Raw genomic sequence first — 13,625 nt, 5'->3', positions numbered from 1 at the left:
GACCGCGGCGAAGCCGACCGGGAAGATTCGGGAGCGGCCGACGCGGGGCTGCTCTGACGCCGATGAGATGTTCGGTCTAGTCGCGGATGACCGTGATGTCGCCGGATCGCAACCCCTGGCACCGTCATCAGATCCCCGGCGCTGCACTCACAACTGGAGCGTCTGACCGGTTCCAGTCAGGCGGAAGCTCTGGCGTCGTCATGGTGTCTACCCATTGGCGGTCACCGTCCCCCGGCCAGGAGATCGGACGGGCGGACCCTGCGTATACCCACTCGCTCCGCCAGCCTGAACCGCCGATGGCGAGCACCCAGCCGCTCGGAAGAACCCGCCAAGCGCGCCATCGTTGGGCGACTGGGTCAGTCTCCACTGCGATGCCGTGTTCCGTCGGGAGCCCGTGCTTTGAGGCATCAACGATGACGTCCGTCAGACCGTCCGCGTCACTCCAATAGCGATGGTCGTTGCCTTCGTATCGACCCATCTCGCAGACACTGATCCAACGCAGACGCTCCTTGGTTTCGTGAAACTCCCGTCGGTCTAGCTGTGCTCCGAATGCGTCCGTGCCATCGAGCCCTGTGTTCGCTTCGAGCATCGCGAGCCGCTGACGCTCTGCGTCGTCCTGCTCGTGGACTTCGCGTCGAAACGCGCGCATAAATTGCGAGGCATCGCGGAACGAGCGCAACTTCGCGACCTGGTTGTACCGCCCGATGAATCGCGAAGCGAGCTTCACGCTCGATCGAAGCCCAACGAACACGGCAATTTGCACTCGAACCGGCAGCTGCGTCGTACGCGAGACCGCGTGCAGCCGCATAAATATCATCTCAGCCGCCATTAGGAAGGCGACGACGTAGAAAAAAGGAAGAAGGAGTGCCGGCAGCCAGACGCCGAGAAGAAAGGAACGGAGAAGGTCGATCCAATCGAGCGTATCTCGGTCTCGGATCACCCCGGCGGTGGTCCAGAGGATTAGTCCTACGCCGATCACCGAGAGCAGGCCGCCAGTCAACTTCCGCACTGACGCCCATTCAGGCCTCGTTGCAGCCACGGTGTTGAGCATCACCAGAGCGGCCACCACAACCTGAAGCAGGAGTTCCCCGACCAAGGGCAACGGCTCGACGTTGACGTAAAATTCAAGGAGCGCCACGAAGCCCAATGAATCGAGCATCAACCGACGTACGATAGCCCCGCCAGTCTCCGCTTTCGGTATACGGAACATCATGGGGATCGCGAAGGTAAGTGTAATAATGATGGAGTCCTTCAGTAAGCCCACGTCCCACAATGATGCGAGCGAGCCTAAGTGGAGGCAAAGCACGATCCAGCAGATAAGAGCAAGGAAACTAGTTACTAGCTTCCAATGCATTGCGCTGACAATCGATCGAAAGCCTTGGCGGACCGTATCACGCGTTGCAGGCCAGACGAGCAGCGCAATAAGCGCGATCGCAAGCAGAATGAGCGAAGCGCTCTCGCGGGTTGTAACCAAGGTCCCCTCCTTAAAACAAGCGTACTTCCGGCCACCGACAACCCGAGGTCCGCGATCAACCGGGTCGATTGGCCCACAGCGGTCGCGGCCACCGCGGAGCGTGCGGAGGGCTGCGCATCGCACGGACAATGTCGGCGACGCTGGCCGGACGGCTCCTTGCTGAAATCTTCGACAGTAGAAATCGCGAGAGATCTAGCCAGCCCTACGCCGCCATCGTCGAGAAGCGTGATGGAACTCGTCAGGAGCCTGACCGCGATAGCGAGCGGTGCATCCGCAAGCGCTACGACGTGGGCCAGCGCGAGGTCGGTTGGGCAACGGCCGGCACGACCTGCCCCTCTCACTTGCGGCCGTGGCGTCTGCCGTGTGCGCGCGCCAAGCGGTCGAAGCCTCACCGTGGTGACCGTTCGCTCGCTTCAGCCAATAACGCTCAATGGGGTTCGAACCCGGATCTCACGGCTTCGAGCTGCACGGTCGAGGTGAAGCGACCTGACCGGCGTGGTCCCCGCTCCGCCTCCAGGATTCGAACCCGGACCTAACGGCACCAAAGGCCGTCGTGCTGCCATTACACCAAGGCGGAACGCACCCGGGGGTGCTCCTCCATCCTCCCACGACCGACGAGGCTGGCTGTCCGCTCCGGGTTCGGCCAAGATGGTGGGATGCCGCATGAGGACGAGGTCGATCGCATCGTCGCGGCGTGGGGTCGTGAGCGTGCCGACCTCGACTTCGGCCCGCTCGAGGTGCTGTCCCGCGTGGACCGGCTCGCCCGGCACCTGGACCGCGCCCGGCGGACCGCGTTCGACGCGAGCGACATGGAGCCGTGGGAGTTCGACGTCCTGTCGGCCCTGCGACGTGCGGGTGAGCCGTACGAGCTGAGCCCGAAGACCCTGCTGCAGCAGACCCTGGTGTCGAGCGGCACGATGACGAACCGGGTGGACCGTCTGGCGGCACGCGGCTTCGTGGGGCGACGGACCGACCCGAAGGACGGCCGCGGAATCCTCGTCTCGCTGACGAGCCAGGGCCGGGTGGCGGTGGACGCGGCGATCGCGGACCTGCTGGCCGCCGAGCGGGACATCCTGTCCGGGGTCTCCGCGGACGAGCAGGGCCAGTTGGCCGGGCTGCTCCGCCGACTCATCCTGGGTCTCGGGGACTGACCGACAGCGTCACACGGGCCGAGCTGCCCCGGCGTAGGGTGCGGCGCATGCACGCCATCACCCTCGCCGTCGCCGACGTCGCACGATCGGCCGAGTTCTACCGCGCGCTGCTCGGCATCGAGGGCAGCGGCGTCATCGGCACCGAGTACCCCGCCACGGAAACGCAGGCCGGCGGCACCACGGCGATGTTCACCCTCGACGACGGGCTGATCGTCAGCGTCTACGGCCGAGACGACATGACGAAGGACTCCGGCGTGCAGCTGGCCACGGCACCGAGCAGCACGATCGGGCACTTCACGAGCAGTCAGGCCGAGGCCGAGGCGTTCCTCGAGCGGGCGCAGGCAGCGGGCGCCACCATGCTCGAGCCCCCGTACACGCGACCGTGGGGCATGTGGTCCGGCTTCTTCCAGGACCCGGACGGGCACCTGTGGGAGGTCGTGGCGAACCCCAGCGGTGGGGCGCCTCAGGACGCGACACCGACGGACGCAAGCCAGGACGCGGTCGACCCCGCGTCCGTCGAGTAGCCCGGCTCAGACCCCGAGCAGCTCCGCGACCTCGAGCCAGCGCTCCTCGAGCTGCTCGACCTCGGCCTCGAGCGCACCGAGCTTCGACTGCAGTTCGCCGAGCCCGGCGTAGTCGGACTGGTCGTGCGTCGCGAACTGGTCGAGCAGCTTCTTGCGGTCCGCGCCGACCTTCGCGATCTTCCGGTCGAGCGCCGACATCTCCTTCTCGGCCGTTCGCCGGTCCGCGCCCGACAGGGCGGACGCACCAGCGGCAGTGGACCCGGGCACGGCACCGGCCGAACCGGTCCCGCCGACGGTGTCGGGCCTCCCGGCAGACGCGGCGGCGGCCGCAGAGGCGGTCCCGCCACCGGTGCCGGCCTCGCGCAGACGCATGTACTCGTCGACGCCGCCGGGCAGGTGGCGCAGGTGCCCGCCGAGCACGGCGTACTGCTGGTCGGTGACCCGCTCGAGCAGGTACCGGTCGTGGCTGACGACCAGCAGGGTGCCGGGCCAGGTGTCGAGCAGGTCCTCCATGGCGGCGAGCATGTCGGTGTCGAGGTCGTTGGTGGGCTCGTCGAGGATCAGCACGTTCGGCTCGTCGAGCAGGATGAGCATGAGCTGCAGGCGCCGCTTCTGCCCACCGGACAGGTCCTTGACGGGCGTGGAGAGCTGCTCCGAGGTGAAGCCGAGCCGCTCGAGCAGCTGCGACGGCGTCATCTCCTTGCCGTCGGCGACGTAGCTCGTCTTCTTGCGGGCCACGACCTCGCGCACGCGGTCGTCGGCGAACTGCTGCAGGTCGGCGAGCTGCTGGTCGAGCACCGCGACCTGCACCGTCTTGCCGGTCTTCACCCGCCCGCTCGTCGGCTGCAGCCGACCGGAGACCAGGTTGAGCAGCGTCGACTTGCCGGCGCCGTTCGGGCCGAGGATGCCGGTCCGCTCCCCCGGAGCGATGCGCCACTCGATGCGATCGAGGATCTGCGTGCCGTCGAACGAGACGCTCACGTCGAGCAGGTCGACGACGTCCTTGCCGAGGCGCGCGGTCGCGGTGCGGGACAGGGCGACGGTGTCGCGGATCGGCGGGACGTCGTCGATCAGGGCGTTCGCCGCATCGATGCGGAACTTCGGCTTGCTTGTACGGGCCGGGGCGCCGCGGCGGAGCCACGCGAGCTCCTTGCGGGCCAGGTTCTGGCGGCGCTGCTCGATCGTGGCCGCCTGCCGGTCACGCTCGACGCGCTGCAGGATGTACGCGGCGTAGCCACCTTCGAAGGGGTCGACGACGCCGTCGTGGACCTCCCACGTGTCGGTTGACACGGCGTCCAGGAACCACCGGTCGTGCGTCACGACGACCATGCCGCCCTGGTTGGACGACCAGCGGCGGTTGATGTGCCCGGCGAGCCACTCGATGCCCTCGACGTCCAGGTGGTTCGTCGGCTCGTCCAGGAACAACACGTCCCAGTCGCCGACCAGCAGCCGCGCGAGTGCCACCCGGCGACGCTGCCCGCCGGACAGCTCGTCGACGCTGACGTCCCACGGGATGTCGGAGACCAGACCGCCGATGATGTCGCGGATCTTCGGGTCACCGGCCCACTCGTGCTCCTCGAGGTCGCCGACGACGGTGCTGCCGACGGTCGCGCCCTCGGGCAGGATGTCGCGCTGGTCCAGGTAGCCGATGGTCAGCCCGCGGCGGTGCGTGACGCGGCCGCCGTCCGGCTCGAGTCGCTGGGACAGCAGTGCGAGGAGGGTCGACTTGCCGTCGCCGTTCCGGCCGACGACGCCGATCCGGTCACCCTCGTCGATGCCGAGGGTGACGTTGTCGAAGACGACCTTGGTGGGGAACTCGAGATGCAGGTTCTCGGCGCCGAGGAGATGTGCCACGCGTCAAGGGTAGGTGGCGCGGCGGGGTGGTGGGTGCGGGGCGGGTGGTTGGAGCGGTTGGCCGACCGGCTCTGGTCGCACGGTGCGCGCTTGTTCAAGTGGTGCGAGGTTGCCCGCTTGGTGCGAGCTTGTAGCGGCACACGGAGCGCGCAACCTCGCACCAGTCGACAGAGGGCGCACGGTGCGTCGGCCTGGAGGCCCGGCTCAGCTCGCGGGAGCGGTGTCGCCCTCGCCCGCGGCTTCCTTCGCGCGCTTCAAGCGGGCCTGCGCTTCCCAGTACTCGATCTCGCGCTCGAGCTCGGCGAGCTCCTGCTCGGTGCCGGTCACGCGCTTCGTGCCGTGGGCACTGCGGGCGTCGCCGAGGGTGGCGTAGCGGTCCTCGTGGCGGGTCGGCTCGATGTAGCGACCGTGGTTCCGTTCGCCCGGAGCCCAGTCGTGGCCGATGGCGAACCAGACGATGCTGCCGACGACGGGGACCAGGATCACGAGGATCACCCACGCGATCTTCGGAAGGCCGCGGATCTGGTCATCCGTCTTCGTCAGGATGTCGATCAGGGCGAAGACCAGCAGGATGACGGTGATCCCGGGCAGCAAGACGCTCATGTTCGCGATTCTATGGATCCGCTTGGAGTCTCACCATTCCCCGAACGAGCGTCGTGGTTGCGAAGGTGCACAGGGTCAGCGTCGAGGTACCGGCGTGCGAGCACCGCGGACCGTGCCGTCCATGCGAACTGCCCCGCGGCGGCGATGCCACCCGCCAGGTAGACGGGCCAGAACGTGACGCCGGAGAACGCGAACGCCGCCCACACGGCGACGAGTCCCACGGTCAGCTGGAGGCCGGTGCCGTCGGCCAGTTCGACGGCTCGAGCCCGCACGATCATCAACCGATCGGCGGGGGCAGCGCGCCGCCCGGTCGCAGCCGCGGTCACCGCGCGCTGTTCGCGTTGCTGCAACGGCGCGAGCACCGGCGCAGGACGAGCTGCCACCCCGTTCCGTCTCCGGCGGATGCCGACCTGCACGGCCTCACTGATACCGGCCACGAAGCCCAGTGCGGCGACCGCCGCCGAGAGGGCGAAGCGCGCGTCGGAGCCGGTGGGCAGGACGATCGCCCCGACGCCGAGCACCACCAACACCAGCACGGTCGCCAGGACGAACCAACGGACCTGCAGGACAGCTCCCGGGGACTTCGCCGAGACGGCGCGAGCGCGTTCCTCGGACTCGACCCACCGGCGTTCCACCGCTGTCAGTCCGGCGTTCGGCCGTTCGGCAGATGTCACAGCGCCGCGACCCACTCGTCCGTCCCGTCGGTGAACCGCTGGTGCTTCCAGATCGGCACGCGCTCCTTCACCAGGTCGACCAGGGCACCGCACGCCGCGAACGCCTGCGCCCGGTGCGACGACGACACCGCTGCGGCGAGCGCGACGTCCCCGATGCCGAGCGCCCCGACGCGGTGCAGCACGGCGATCCGGACGTCGGGGTGGTCCTCGGCGATGGTCCGGGCGACCGCGGTGATGACGTCGTCGGCACTGGGGTGCCGCTCGTAGTCGAGTGCGGTGACGCCCTTGCCACCGTCGTGGTCTCGGACGATGCCGGCGAAGGTCACCACGGCGCCGTCCTGCTCGGTGGCCACCACGGCTGCGACCTCGTCGACGCTGATGTCGCGGTCGACGACGTCGGCGAGCACGACCCGTGCGGCGGACTCGGTGGTGCTCACGAGGCGCTCCGCGGGGCGTGGCCCTCGCCGTGCACCTGGGCGACCACGTGGTCGAGTACTCCGTCGAGCACGGCGAGCCCGTCGGACACCCCACCGCGCGATCCGGGCAGTGTGACGAGCAGGCAGCCGGCGTTCGTGACCCCGGCGACCCCGCGGGTGAGCAGCGCGGTCGGGCCGGCACCCGCGAGGCCGCGCCGACGGATCTCCTCGGTGATGCCGGGCAGTTCGAGGTCGATCAGGCTCGCCACGGCCTCGGGGGTCCGGTCGGTGGGGGTGACCCCGGTGCCGCCGGTGGTGATGACGACCCGGGCGTCGGCCAGGAGTTCGGCGGTGACGGTCTCGGTGATCGCGCCGCCGTCGGGGACGATGATCGGTTCGCTCGTGGTGAACCCGTGCTCGCGCAGCCAGTCGGCGATGACGGGTCCGGTGCGGTCGAGTTCGGGGTCGGCGGCGGCCTGCGTGGACACCACGACGACGGCGGCCCGGCCCCTGGTCGGCTCGGCGGTCATCGGTTGCTCCAGTCCCCGGAGCGTCCGCCGTGCTTCTCGAGCACGCGGACGTCCGTGATCACGGCCGCTCGGTCGACGGCCTTCACCATGTCGTACACCGTCAGCGCGGCGACGCTCGCCCCGGTCAGGGCTTCCATCTCGACGCCGGTACGGGAGGTCGTGCGGACCGACACCTCGATCAGCACGCGGTCGTCGGAGCCGGTGATGTCGACCTGCACGCCGGCGATCGGCAGCGGGTGGCACAGCGGGATCAGGTCGGAGGTCTTCTTCACCGCCATGATCGCGGCGATCCGGGCGGTGCCGACGACCTCGCCCTTGGGCAGCGAACCGTCGAGGATGCGCGCGACGACATCGGGACGGGTGACGACGGTGGCGGTGGCGGTGGCCGATCGGTCGGTGACGTCCTTCGCGGAGACGTCGACCATGTGCGCACTGCCGTCGGCGCGGACGTGCGACAGGCCGTCGGACTCGGCGTCGGCCTGGGCTCGGGACGAGCCGGGGTCGGACAGGGACTGCTCGGTCATCGGAGGCTCCAGACGGTCAGGGGGTCGCCGACCTCGACGGTGTCGACGCCGACGGGGACGTGCACCAGGTGGGTGGCGGCGGCGTAGTGGACGAGCAGGTGCGAACTCGGCCCACCGACGAAGTGCACGGCCCCGTCCTGCACCCGGCCGCGACGGACCTGGTGCTTGCCGGCGGGTGACCCGGCAGCGGACGCTGCGGGCAGGACCTGCGTGGGCCGGTCCGGTGTGAGCCCGACGGCCGCGGCGAGCAGGGGGCGCAGGAACACCTCGAACGAGACGAGCGCCGACACCGGGTTGCCGGGGAACGACACGACGGGCACGGAGCGACCGCTACCGGCGTCACCACCGAACACGACGCTGCCGAACGCCTGCGGCCCACCGGGCTGCATCGCGACCGGCGTCACCGCGAGCCCGCGGGGTTCGAGCGCCTGCCGCACGACCTCGTACGCCCCGGCGCTGATGCCCCCGGTGGTCAGCACGAGGTCGGCCCAGTCCCCCACGGCCGCATCGAGTGCCTGGTCGAAGGCAGCGACGTGGTCGGGCACCCGGACGGCCCGGGAGTCCGCTCCGACCTGGGCCAGGGCGGCCCGCAGCGCGATGCCGTTCGCGTCACCGATGGTCGCCGCGTCGGCATCGGCTCCCTGCAGCTCGGACCCCGTCGACACGACGAGGACCCGCAGCGCTCGGCGAACCGAGACGGTCGTCACCCCGGCCGAGGCCAGTGCCCCGAGCAGCGCCGGCGTCACCGCGGAACCGGCCGGAGCGAGCTCGGCACCGGCGAGCAGGTCGCTGCCGGTGACGCGCACGAAGGTGCCGGCGGTCAGGTCGGCGGGCACCGTCACCCGGGGCAGCTCGAGCGCCGCCGGGAACGCACCGGGCTCGATCGCCTCGACCGGGAACACCGCGTCGGCACCGGTCGGGATCCGCGCTCCGGTCATGATCGGCGCGGCCGTGCCGGGTTCGAGCGCCTCGGGCACGACGCCGGCCGGGATCGGGGCGACGATCCGGACCTGCTGCCCGGCGTCGGCGACCCGCACGGCGAACCCGTCCATCTGACTGTTGTCGAACGGCGGCAGCGGAACGGGCGACTGGACGGACGCCGCGAGCACGCGGTGTGCGAACCCAGCACCCGCACCGGCGCCCTCGCCCGCGCCGACGAGTTCGTCGAGCGGCAGTTCTTCTGCTCCGAGGCCCGCCACCACCGGCGCGAGCAACGCCGCCAGGTCGTCGCGGTGCTGACCGATCGTTCGCACAGGTGCCTCCGAACAGGGGTTGGTGGCGCCGCTCCCGGTTCGCCCGGTGGCGCCGTCAGTAGCGTATCCAGCGCGCAGCCCGCGCCGACGACCAACCGGAGGACCTGTGGAGAACGACGAAGCCGTGACGATCGGTGTCATCGGAGGCTCCGGCCTCTACCAGCTGTTCGAGGAGGGCACCGCCGACGAGCTCGACGTCCCGACCCCGTTCGGCCCGACCTCGAGCCCGATCAGCATCGGCACGATGTCCGGACGACGGGTCGCGTTCCTGACCCGCCACGGCCGAGAGCACTCCGTCGCCCCGCACCGCATCAACCACCGTGCGAACGTCTGGGCGCTCCGCTCGCTCGGCGTCCGCGCGATCGTGTCCTCGAGCGCGGTCGGCGGCCTGCACCCCGACTACGCCCCGGGCACCTTCGTCGTGACCGACCAGCTCATCGACCGCACCTGGGGCCGCGCCGACACGTTCTTCGAGGACGACGTGCAGCACCTGTCCTTCGCGGACCCGTTCGACCCGACGCTCCGCCGTGCGGCGATCGACGCCGTCGCCGGACTCGACGTGCCGTTCCGCCCGACCGGCACCTGCGTCGTGATCCAGGGTCCCCGGTTCTCCACCCGCGCCGAGTCCGTCTGGCTCCGCCAGGCCGGCGGCCACACCATCAACATGACGATGACGCCCGAGGTGCCGCTCGCCGCGGAACTCGGCATCGCGACCGTGAACCTGTCGTTCGTGACCGACGCGGACGCCGGCCTGGCCCCGACCGAGGACGAAGCCGCAGCCGACGCGGCAGCCGCAGCCAGCGGCCCCGACGTCGACGATGCCGGCGCCGTCGTCACCCACGCCCTCGTCATGGAACGCCTCGCTCGCGCCAACGAGGTCATCGTCCGCGCCATCGGTCAGATCGTCGCCGCGATCCCCGACGACTTCACCCCGCGTGAACTCGTCCCGACCAGCGCGAGCGCCAGCATCATGCAGACCCAGCCCACGGGTGCGACACCCACGCAGGCCCAGCCCGCCGCCACCGCCACCACGGGCGCGACCGCATGAGCCGCCTCCTCGTCACCGGCGGCGCCGGCTTCATCGGCTCCGCGATCGTCCGTCGTGCCCTGGCCGACGGCCACGAGGTCCGCGTCCTCGACTCCCTGCGCGACGACGTGCACGGCGACCCCGCCGAGGTCATCCGCGCCCACCAGCAGCAGGGCATCGTGTTCGTGCACGGCGACGTCCGCGACCGGGTCGCCCTCGACGCTGCGCTCGACGGCATCGACGTCGTGTGCCACCAGGCCGCCAAGGTCGGCCTCGGCGTGGACTTCCAGGACGCCCCCGACTACGTCTCGTCGAACGACGCCGGCACCGCCCACGTCCTCGCCGGCATGGACCGGCACGACATCGGCCGGCTCGTCGTCGCCAGCTCGATGGTCGTCTACGGCGAGGGTGCGTACACCACCGCGTCCGGCGAACCCACCCGTCCGCCGGCCCGCCGCCGCGAGGACCTCGACGCCGGCCGCTTCGACCCGATCGGGCCCGACGGTCAGCCCCTGCTGCCCGGCCTGATCGACGAGTCCGCCGCGCTCGACCCCCGCAACGTGTACGCGCAGACGAAGGTCGCGCAGGAGCACCTGGCCTCGAGCTGGGCGCGTGCCACGGGCGGCCGAGCAATCGCGCTCCGGTACCACAACGTCTACGGACCGGGCATGCCGGCGAACACCCCCTACGCCGGTGTCGCGTCCCTGTTCCGCTCGGCGCTGGCCCGCGGCGAGGCGCCCCGTGTCTTCGAGGACGGCGCCCAGCGACGCGACTTCGTGCACGTCGACGACGTCGCCGGCGCGAACGCCGCCTCGATCGCGGCGACCGCCGACCTGCCGTCGGACACCTTCCGCGCGTACAACGTCGGCTCGGGCACCGTGCACACCATCGGCGACATGGCCGCGGCGATCGCCGGACCCGACGGCCCGCAGCCGGTCGTCACCGGCGAGTACCGACTGGGCGACGTCCGCCACGTCACGGCGAGTTCGGCACGCATCGCCGCCGAGCTCGGCTGGCACGCCGAGGTGGACTTCGAAGCAGGCATGCGCGACTTCGCGACGGCTCCGCTCCGCAGCGCCGTCCGCTAGCCGGAACACGCGAGCGGGTCGCGCGCCGCGAGCGGCGCCTGAGAGCGCGACCAGCCGTCGGACGGGAGGCCCGTGGCGGCCCCGCCCCGCGCCTCCCGTCCGCAGTCCCCACCACCACGGCCACGCAGGACGCCGTCGTGTCGGCAACACGCCCCCTGGCGCGCGAGACGCCGCCGCATTCGGCGGCGTCTCGACGACACGACGGCGTCTTCTGGCACCCGCACACGCGACACGAACGCACCCTGTCCCCCGTACTGGGGACCCGGCCGGCACCGAACGCGCGGAACGACCAGGACCCGGCAGTTTCCTGTACCCCGCGGCGCATCGTCGTGTTGTGTCGAGGACATGCCAGGACAGACCCGTCGATCCGACCGACCGCACCGAATGACGGACATGACTGTCGACGTGATCCTGCCGTGCCTCGACGAGGCGGACGCCCTGCCGAAGGTCATCGCACGACTCCCCACGGGCTACCGGGCCATCGTCGTCGACAACGGATCGACCGACGGATCGGCCGACGTCGCCCGCGCCCACGGCGCCCTCGTCGTGACCGAACCCGTCAAGGGCTTCGGCTCGGCGTGCGCCGCCGGGGTCGCCGCGGCGACCGCCGACTTCGTCGCGTTCTGCGACGCCGACGCCTCGATGGACCCCGCCGAGCTCCCTCCCCTGGTCGACCGCGTGGCCAGCGGCCGCGTCGACCTGGCACTCGGCCGCCGCGTCCCGACCGGGCGAGGCGCGTGGGCTCCGCACGCACGCTTCGCGAACCGCGTCCTCGCCGTCCTCATGCACCGCGCGACCGGTTACCGCCTGCGCGACCTCGGCCCGATGCGCGTGATGCGCCGCGAGGACCTCGTCTCCCTCGACCTGCGCGACCGCCGCAGCGGCTACCCGCTCGAGATGGTCCTGGCCGCCCACGCGGCCGGCTGGCGCGTCGACGAGTCCGACATCGGGTACGCGCAGCGCATCGGCGACAGCAAGGTGACCGGCACGCTCCGCGGCACCGTCAACGCGGTACGGGACATGTCCCGCCTGCTCCGTGCGTACCGCCGGGAGGCCCGTGTCCGGGTCGTCGCACCGGGACCGCTCCGGCAGGCGGCCGAGTCCGCCCCCGTGGCCGAGGAGGCCCGCTCGTGACCGCCGCCGACGCCCACGGCACCGACGCTGCGCGCGCCGCCGTGACCGTCGCCGTCGTGGCGAAGGAGTGCCTGCCCGGCAAGGTGAAGACCCGGCTGACCCCGGCGCTCTCCCCCGAGGGCGCCGCACGTGTCGCGTCCGCGAGCCTCGGCGACACGCTGGCGACCGTCCGGGCCCTGCCCGCGGCGCGTCGTGTCCTGTTCTTCGACGGCGACGTCGTGCCGGCGTCGGCCGACGGCTTCGAGGTGCTGCACCAGCCCGGTGGCGGTCTGGACGAGCGCCTCGGGTTCCTCTTCGACGCCGTCGACGGCCCGCTGCTGCTCGTCGGCATGGACACCCCGCAGGTGTCCACCGCGGACCTCGCGCCCGTGTTCGACGATGCTGCCCGCGATGCCTGGTTCGGCCCGGCCGAGGACGGCGGCTTCTGGTCGCTGTACCTGCGACAGCCCACCGGCGACCTGCTGCGCGGCGTGCCGATGTCGCGCGACGACACCGGAGCCGTGCAGCTGGCACGACTGACCGACGCCGGCCTCGACGTGGGCGTGCTCGGCAAGCTGCTCGACGTCGACACCATGCCGGACGCCGAGCGGGTCGCCGACCTCGCACCCGACTCCGACTTCACCCGGGCACTCCGTGCCGAGACCGTGGGGAGCACCCGATGACCATGCACGCACCCGTCTCGTTCGGTGCCGGCGGCGGCGAGCCGTACGCCCGTGCCCTGCGCACCGACGGCCACCTGCGCCTCACCGACGCCGACCGTCCCGACGCCGTCACCACGATGGACGTCGGCCGCTGGAGCGCCGCCGCCGACCGCGTCGACCGCTCGCTGCTCGACGACGTCGACGGCGGGGTCATCGACATCGGCTGCGGGCCGGGCCGGATGCTCGTCGCCGCACGGTCCCGGGGCATCCCGGCGCTCGGCGTGGACGTCTCCGCCGAGGCCGTCGCCATCGCGCAGCGCTCCGGCGGCACGGCCCTGCAGGGCTCCGTGTTCGATGCCGTACCCGACGAGGGCCACTGGGACACCGCGCTCGTGATCGACGGCAACATCGGCATCGGCGGCGACCCCACGGCCCTGCTCGCGCGTTGCCGTGCGATCGTGCGCACCGGCGGCCGGGTCATCGTCGAGACGAACCCCGAGGTCACGGCCGACCGTGTGTACACCGCCCGGGTGGTCGACGCCGACGGCAACGAGAGCGCCGGGTTCCCGTGGGCCGAGGTCGGGCTCGACGCCCTGCACCGGCACGCAGCCGAAGCCGGACTGGTCGCGCGGCAGAGCTGGACGGCCGAGGGCCGGAACTTCTGCGAGCTGCTCGCCTGACCGGACCGTGGCACGATCGACCGTGACATCCGTCACGGTCGATCGTGACACC

General features: G+C 71.1%; 15 protein-coding genes and 1 tRNA gene. 7 read left to right on the top strand and 9 right to left on the bottom strand.

Annotation, left to right across the window (positions count from 1 at the left end; translation table 11 throughout):
* Positions 1 to 127: 127 nt before the first annotated feature.
* Both BIU95_RS09650 and BIU95_RS09645 read right to left on the bottom strand, forming a co-directional pair.
* Positions 128 to 1,474, bottom strand: a complete 1,347-nt coding sequence (locus BIU95_RS09650; protein ID WP_139179726.1) for a hypothetical protein — start codon at positions 1,472 to 1,474, stop codon at positions 128 to 130.
* A 505-nt stretch (positions 1,475 to 1,979) separates the two neighbouring features.
* Positions 1,980 to 2,051: transfer RNA gene (locus tag BIU95_RS09645), tRNA-Gln, on the bottom strand.
* 79 nt (positions 2,052 to 2,130) lie between these two features.
* On the opposite strand from BIU95_RS09645, the gene BIU95_RS09640 reads away from it, so the two are divergent.
* Together BIU95_RS09640 and BIU95_RS09635 are read left to right on the top strand one after the other, a co-directional pair.
* Positions 2,131 to 2,625: a MarR family winged helix-turn-helix transcriptional regulator gene (locus BIU95_RS09640; protein WP_017886164.1), complete on the top strand. Its 495-nt coding sequence runs from the start codon at positions 2,131 to 2,133 to the stop codon at positions 2,623 to 2,625.
* A gap of 47 nt (positions 2,626 to 2,672) precedes the next feature.
* A complete protein-coding gene (locus BIU95_RS09635; protein WP_071251567.1) occupies positions 2,673 to 3,149 on the top strand; it encodes a VOC family protein in 477 nt (158 codons plus the stop codon).
* Positions 3,150 to 3,155: 6 nt separating this feature from the next.
* On the opposite strand, the gene BIU95_RS09630 is transcribed toward BIU95_RS09635, so the two are convergent.
* From BIU95_RS09630 to BIU95_RS09600, 7 genes are all read right to left on the bottom strand, one after another.
* Positions 3,156 to 5,003 (bottom strand): ABC-F family ATP-binding cassette domain-containing protein, encoded by a 1,848-nt coding sequence (locus BIU95_RS09630; RefSeq protein ID WP_071251554.1) that lies wholly within the window; start codon positions 5,001 to 5,003, stop codon positions 3,156 to 3,158.
* A gap of 204 nt (positions 5,004 to 5,207) precedes the next feature.
* Entirely contained in the window at positions 5,208 to 5,606 is a 399-nt protein-coding gene (locus BIU95_RS09625; protein WP_017886167.1) for a PLDc N-terminal domain-containing protein, read from the bottom strand.
* Positions 5,603 to 6,280, bottom strand: coding sequence for a hypothetical protein (locus BIU95_RS09620; protein WP_139179725.1), 678 nt, complete (start codon positions 6,278 to 6,280; stop codon positions 5,603 to 5,605). The genes BIU95_RS09625 and BIU95_RS09620 overlap by 4 nt, the downstream gene beginning before the upstream one ends.
* Positions 6,277 to 6,717, bottom strand: a complete 441-nt coding sequence (locus BIU95_RS09615; RefSeq protein ID WP_071251552.1) for a molybdenum cofactor biosynthesis protein MoaE — start codon at positions 6,715 to 6,717, stop codon at positions 6,277 to 6,279. Before BIU95_RS09615 ends, BIU95_RS09620 begins: the two co-directional genes overlap by 4 nt.
* The gene (locus BIU95_RS09610) at positions 6,714 to 7,226 is read right to left on the bottom strand and encodes a molybdenum cofactor biosynthesis protein B (protein ID WP_017886170.1); all 513 of its coding nucleotides are present in this window, start codon (positions 7,224 to 7,226) and stop codon (positions 6,714 to 6,716) included. The genes BIU95_RS09615 and BIU95_RS09610 overlap by 4 nt, the downstream gene beginning before the upstream one ends.
* Entirely contained in the window at positions 7,223 to 7,750 is a 528-nt protein-coding gene (gene moaC / locus BIU95_RS09605) for a cyclic pyranopterin monophosphate synthase MoaC (protein WP_071251551.1), read from the bottom strand. The genes BIU95_RS09610 and moaC overlap by 4 nt, the downstream gene beginning before the upstream one ends.
* On the bottom strand, positions 7,747 to 9,003 hold the full coding sequence (locus BIU95_RS09600; RefSeq protein ID WP_071251550.1) for a molybdopterin molybdotransferase MoeA: 1,257 nt from the start codon (positions 9,001 to 9,003) through the stop codon (positions 7,747 to 7,749). The genes moaC and BIU95_RS09600 overlap by 4 nt, the downstream gene beginning before the upstream one ends.
* A gap of 106 nt (positions 9,004 to 9,109) precedes the next feature.
* On the opposite strand from BIU95_RS09600, the gene BIU95_RS09595 reads away from it, so the two are divergent.
* The 5 genes from BIU95_RS09595 (at position 9,110) to BIU95_RS09575 (ending at position 13,573) form a co-directional block, all read left to right on the top strand.
* Positions 9,110 to 10,051, top strand: a complete 942-nt coding sequence (locus BIU95_RS09595; protein ID WP_042537808.1) for an MTAP family purine nucleoside phosphorylase — start codon at positions 9,110 to 9,112, stop codon at positions 10,049 to 10,051.
* Positions 10,048 to 11,118, top strand: a complete 1,071-nt coding sequence (locus tag BIU95_RS09590) for an NAD(P)-dependent oxidoreductase (RefSeq protein ID WP_071251549.1) — start codon at positions 10,048 to 10,050, stop codon at positions 11,116 to 11,118. Before BIU95_RS09595 ends, BIU95_RS09590 begins: the two co-directional genes overlap by 4 nt.
* A 393-nt stretch (positions 11,119 to 11,511) precedes the next feature.
* A complete protein-coding gene (locus tag BIU95_RS09585; protein ID WP_306572504.1) occupies positions 11,512 to 12,252 on the top strand; it encodes a glycosyltransferase family 2 protein in 741 nt (246 codons plus the stop codon).
* Positions 12,249 to 12,914: a DUF2064 domain-containing protein gene (locus BIU95_RS09580; RefSeq protein ID WP_071251548.1), complete on the top strand. Its 666-nt coding sequence runs from the start codon at positions 12,249 to 12,251 to the stop codon at positions 12,912 to 12,914. The genes BIU95_RS09585 and BIU95_RS09580 overlap by 4 nt, the downstream gene beginning before the upstream one ends.
* Positions 12,911 to 13,573 carry a bifunctional 2-polyprenyl-6-hydroxyphenol methylase/3-demethylubiquinol 3-O-methyltransferase UbiG gene (locus tag BIU95_RS09575; RefSeq protein ID WP_017886177.1) on the top strand — a complete coding sequence of 221 codons (663 nt, stop codon included), beginning with the start codon at positions 12,911 to 12,913 and terminating at the stop codon, positions 13,571 to 13,573. Before BIU95_RS09580 ends, BIU95_RS09575 begins: the two co-directional genes overlap by 4 nt.
* The last annotated feature ends 52 nt before the right edge of the window (positions 13,574 to 13,625 follow it).

The sequence above is a fragment of the Curtobacterium sp. MCBA15_007 genome, from assembly GCF_001864905.1.
Classification (GTDB): Bacteria; Actinomycetota; Actinomycetes; order Actinomycetales; family Microbacteriaceae; genus Curtobacterium; species Curtobacterium poinsettiae.
This window is presented reverse-complemented; position numbering and strand designations above follow the sequence as displayed.